This window comes from Kineococcus indalonis, assembly GCF_009906395.1.
Lineage (GTDB): Bacteria > Actinomycetota > Actinomycetes > Actinomycetales > Kineococcaceae > Kineococcus > Kineococcus indalonis.
The window spans coordinates 1-4,084 of record NZ_JAAALM010000376.1 but is presented as its reverse complement, the minus strand read 5'-3'; the positions used below and the strand labels follow the sequence as shown (position 1 = coordinate 4,084).

Sequence of the window (4,084 nt, the reverse complement as noted above, 5' to 3'; positions counted from 1 at the left end):
GGCTCGGAGGAAGCTCCGGCGTGCCGGTGGGCGCTGGGAGATTACGCCACGCCGGAGCTTCCTCCGAGCCCCCTTCTTCTAGACAATCGGGGGGGTGAGCGCAGGGAGGGGGTGCCCGTGACGACCGACAACTCCCGCGCGGGGCCGGTGGCCCCCGCCGCGACCGCCCCCGCCGGCGCGACCTCCAGCACCGCCTCCGCGGCCGTCCTGCGCCACCTCGCCACGACCCTGCCCCTGCGCCCGCCGCGGCCCGCGGCGGCGCGCGCCAGCGCCGGCCGCGTGCGCCAGGCGTACGAGTCGCTGTCCGCGGGCGTGGTCGTCACCGACCCCACCGGGCTCGTCCTGGACGTCAACCCCGCCTACGAGACCCTGCTGCGCCGCCCCCGCGAGCTGCTGGTGGGCCGGGTCCTGCAGGACGTCGTCCTCACCGCCGAGGGCCGCTTCCCGCTGGAGGACGTCGTGCGCCACCTGCTCACCGGCGGCGGCGCCCTGGTGTGCGAGGCGCTCGTGCGCCGCCCCGACGGCACCACCTTCCCCGGGCGCGCCACCGTGGCGCTGGCCCGGATCGACGGCGGCACCGTCGTCGTCACCCAGCTCGCCGAGGACGACGAGCAGCACCGGCGGGCCGCCGACCAGCTGCACCGCACCGGCCACGACCCGCTCACCGGCCTGCGCGACCGCGCCGCCCTGCTGGAGGAGCTGGGCGCGCGCCTGGCCGCGCCGGGCCCGCCGCTGGCCCTGCTGGTGTGCGACCTGGACCGCTTCCGGGTCCTCAACACCGACCTGGGCCACGAGGGCGCCGACGAGGTGCTGGTGACCGCCGCGCGCCGCCTGCTGGGCGCGGTGCGCGGCGGCGACGTCGTCGCCCGCCTGGGCGGCGACGAGTTCGCCGTCGTCGTCGACGGCCTGGCCGGCCCGCTGGCCGGCGCGGCGCTGGAGGCCGCCGGCCGGCTGACGGCGGTGCTGGGCGAGCCGATGCGCGTGGACGGGCGCGAGGTCGGCTGCGCGGCCGGCGTCGGCGTCGCGGTCGCCGAGCGCGGCGCCGGGCGCGCCCCGGAGTCGCGAGCGCTGCTGCGCGACGCCGGCACGGCGCTGCGCGAGGCGAAGTCGGCCGGCCCGGGCACGGTGCGCCTGTTCCGGCCCGTGATGCGCGAGCGGGTGCTGGGGCGCCTGGAGCTGGAGAACGGGCTGCGCCGGGCGCTGGCGCGCGGGGAGCTGGAGGTGCACTACCAGCCGGTGGTGCGCCTGGCCGACGGCACGCGCACCGGGTTCGAGGCGCTGGTGCGCTGGCGGCACCCCCAGCGCGGCCTGCTGCTGCCCGAGGACTTCCTGCCGGTGGCCGGCGAGGCGGGCCTGGCCGCGGCCGTGGACGCGTTCGTGCTGGAGCGGGCGCTGGACCTGCTGCAGCGCCGCCCGGGCGTGCGCGTGGCCGTGAACACCTGCGCCACCCGCTTCGACGGCACCTTCGCCGACGAGGTCGCCGCCGGGCTGCGCCGGCGGGGCGTGGCGCCGGGGCGGCTGGTGGTGGAGCTGCTGGAGCACTCGCTGCTGTCGGGGGACACCACCACCGTGCGGGAGCTGGCGCGCCTGGCGGAGGAGGGCGTGGGCGTCGCCATCGACGACTTCGGCACGGGCTACTCGGCGCTGGCGTACCTGCAGCACCTGCCGGTGACGTCGCTGAAGCTGGACCGCGCCCTCGTCGCCGACCTGCCCGAGGACGCCGCGGCGGACCGCATCGCGGCGGCGGTGGCGGGCCTGGCGCGCGGGCTGGGCCTGGTGGCGGTGGCCGAGGGCGTGGAGACCGTCGCGCAGGCGGTGCGGCTGCGCGCGCAGGGCTGGGAGTTCGCGCAGGGCTGGTTCTACGGGCGGCCCGCGCCCGAGCAGCACTGGTACCCGGCCCCGCGCGGCGGCACCATCGGGTGGACCGCTCGTCCGGAGGATCCGCAGCCCGGGAGGTCACCGTGAGCACCAGCGCCCCCACCCCCTCGACCGTGCAGGACCAACCGGAGCTCAAGCGGGTCCTGGGGCCCAAGCTGCTGCTGCTGTTCGTCGTCGGCGACATCCTCGGCACCGGCGTGTACGCGCTGACCGGCCAGGTCGCCGGCGAGGTCGGCGGCGCCGCGTGGCTGCCCTTCCTCGTCGCCTTCGCCGTGGCGACCCTGACGGCGGTGTCCTACCTGGAGCTGGTCACCAAGTACCCGCAGGCCGCCGGCGCCGCCCTGTACGTCCACAAGGCGTTCGGCGTGCAGTTCCTCACCTTCCTGGTCTGCTTCGTCGTCATGAGCTCGGGGATCACCTCGGCCTCGGCGGCCTCGCGGGCGTTCGCGGCGAACCTCGCCGAGGGCCTGGGGTGGGCGGCGAGCGACGGCGCCGTGCTGACGGTCGGCCTGGTGTTCATCCTGCTGGTGATGGCGGTGAACTTCCGCGGGGTCGGCGAGAGCGTGCGGCTCAACGTCGTGCTGACCCTCGTGGAGCTGTCCGGGCTGCTGCTGGTGATCGGCGTGGGCGCCTGGTTCCTGGGCGGCGGGGAGGGCGACTTCTCCCGCGTCGTGGCGTTCGAGACGCCGGAGGACAAGAGCCTGCTGCTGGCGGTGAGCACGGCGACGTCGCTGGCGTTCTTCGCGATGGTCGGCTTCGAGGACTCGGTGAACATGGCCGAGGAGACGCGCGACCCCAGCCGCGTCTTCCCCCGCGTGATGCTCACCGGCCTGGGCCTGACGGCCGTGGTGTACGTGCTGGTGTCGATCTGCGCGGTGGCCGTGGTGCCGGTGGGCGAGCTGCGGGCCAGCGAGACGCCGCTGGTGGAGGTCGTGCAGACCGCCGCGCCGGGGTTCCCGATCTCGGACCTGCTGCCGTTCATCTCGATGTTCGCGGTGGCGAACTCGGCGCTGATCAACATGATGATGGCCAGCCGCCTGCTGTACGGGATGAGCAAGCAGGGCGTGCTGCCGCCGGTGCTGGCCACCGTCCACCCGTTCCGGCGCACCCCGTGGGTGTCGATCCTGCTGACGACGGCCCTGGCGGTGGCGCTGCTGGCGTACGTCTCGCTGGAGCCGGACTCGCCGGTCGTGGCGGTCCTGGGCGGCACCACCTCGCTGCTGCTGCTGACGGTGTTCTGCGTGGTGAACGTCTCGGTGCTGGTGCTGCGCCGGGACCCGGTGGGTCACCGGCACTTCTCCGCCGGCCGGGTGGCGCCGGTGCTGGGCGCGCTCTCGTGCGCGTACCTGGTGCTGCCGTGGACGTCGGGGCGGGCGGTGGAGCAGTACCGCATCGCGGGGGTGCTGCTGGCGCTGGGCGTGGTGCTGTGGGGGGTGAACCACCTCGTGGCGCGCCGCCGCACCGCCGTGCGCTGAGGCCCGCCGGCGGTCGCGGGGCTCCGGCGGTCGCGGGGTCTCAGCGGTCGTGGCGGGCGCGCCCGGCGCGCGAGCCGGCGTAGGCGGGCTCGCGCAGCCGCAGCCACCGCTGCGGCACCTCCATCCCCGGCACCGGGTAGCGGCCGGGGTCGAAGGTGAGCACCCGGTCCGGGGCGGTGGCGGGGTCCTCGCGCAGGTGCAGCTCGGCGAAGGGCCGCCACGGCCCGCGCGGGGCGGCCACGGCCAGCAGGAAGCACCCCCCGCGCCAGCGGGCCGCGGTCAGCAGCGGACCGGCGGGGGTCCGGAACGCCGCCACGCTGGAGTAGGTGCCCGAGCGCCAGTCCAGCGCCGGTCGCAGCAGGCGCCGCCGCGCGCCGCGGTCGCCGGTGGTGGACAGCAGCAGGTCGCGCGGCTCGCCGTCGGGTCCGGTCACGCGCAGCGCCAGGCCCAGCACGTCCGGCAGCGGTCGGGGCAGCCCGGCGGCGCGGGAGAAGCGCACGAGGGCGCGGTCGGTGCCGGGCTCGTCCAGCCACGCCACCCCGGTGCGCTCGCGCAGCCCGTGCCGGGCGAGCTCGGCGGCCACGACGGCCCCGCGGGTGTGCACGGCCTTGCCGCGCCGGGCGGCGGCGGCCAGGCGGAAGGCGGTGCGCAGCGCGGGGGAGTCCGGCACGCTCCCGGGCCGCTCGGGCAGCGTCGTCCCCGCCTCCGGCACCAGCTCCGCCGCGCTCACC

At 77.1% G+C, this 4,084-nt stretch carries 3 protein-coding genes; 2 read left to right on the top strand and 1 reads right to left on the bottom strand.

The window, feature by feature from the left end:
- The first annotated feature begins 117 nt into the window (after positions 1-117).
- Together GTR00_RS15970 and GTR00_RS15965 are read left to right on the top strand one after the other, a co-directional pair.
- The gene (locus GTR00_RS15970; RefSeq protein ID WP_205705946.1) at positions 118-1,965 is read left to right on the top strand and encodes a putative bifunctional diguanylate cyclase/phosphodiesterase; all 1,848 of its coding nucleotides are present in this window, start codon (positions 118-120) and stop codon (positions 1,963-1,965) included.
- The gene (locus GTR00_RS15965) at positions 1,962-3,353 is read left to right on the top strand and encodes an APC family permease (RefSeq protein ID WP_166612579.1); all 1,392 of its coding nucleotides are present in this window, start codon (positions 1,962-1,964) and stop codon (positions 3,351-3,353) included. Before GTR00_RS15970 ends, GTR00_RS15965 begins: the two co-directional genes overlap by 4 nt.
- Before the next feature lie 40 nt (positions 3,354-3,393).
- On the opposite strand, the gene GTR00_RS15960 is transcribed toward GTR00_RS15965, so the two are convergent.
- On the bottom strand, positions 3,394-4,084 hold a 691-nt coding region (locus tag GTR00_RS15960), incomplete at its 5' end, for a hypothetical protein (RefSeq protein ID WP_166612578.1).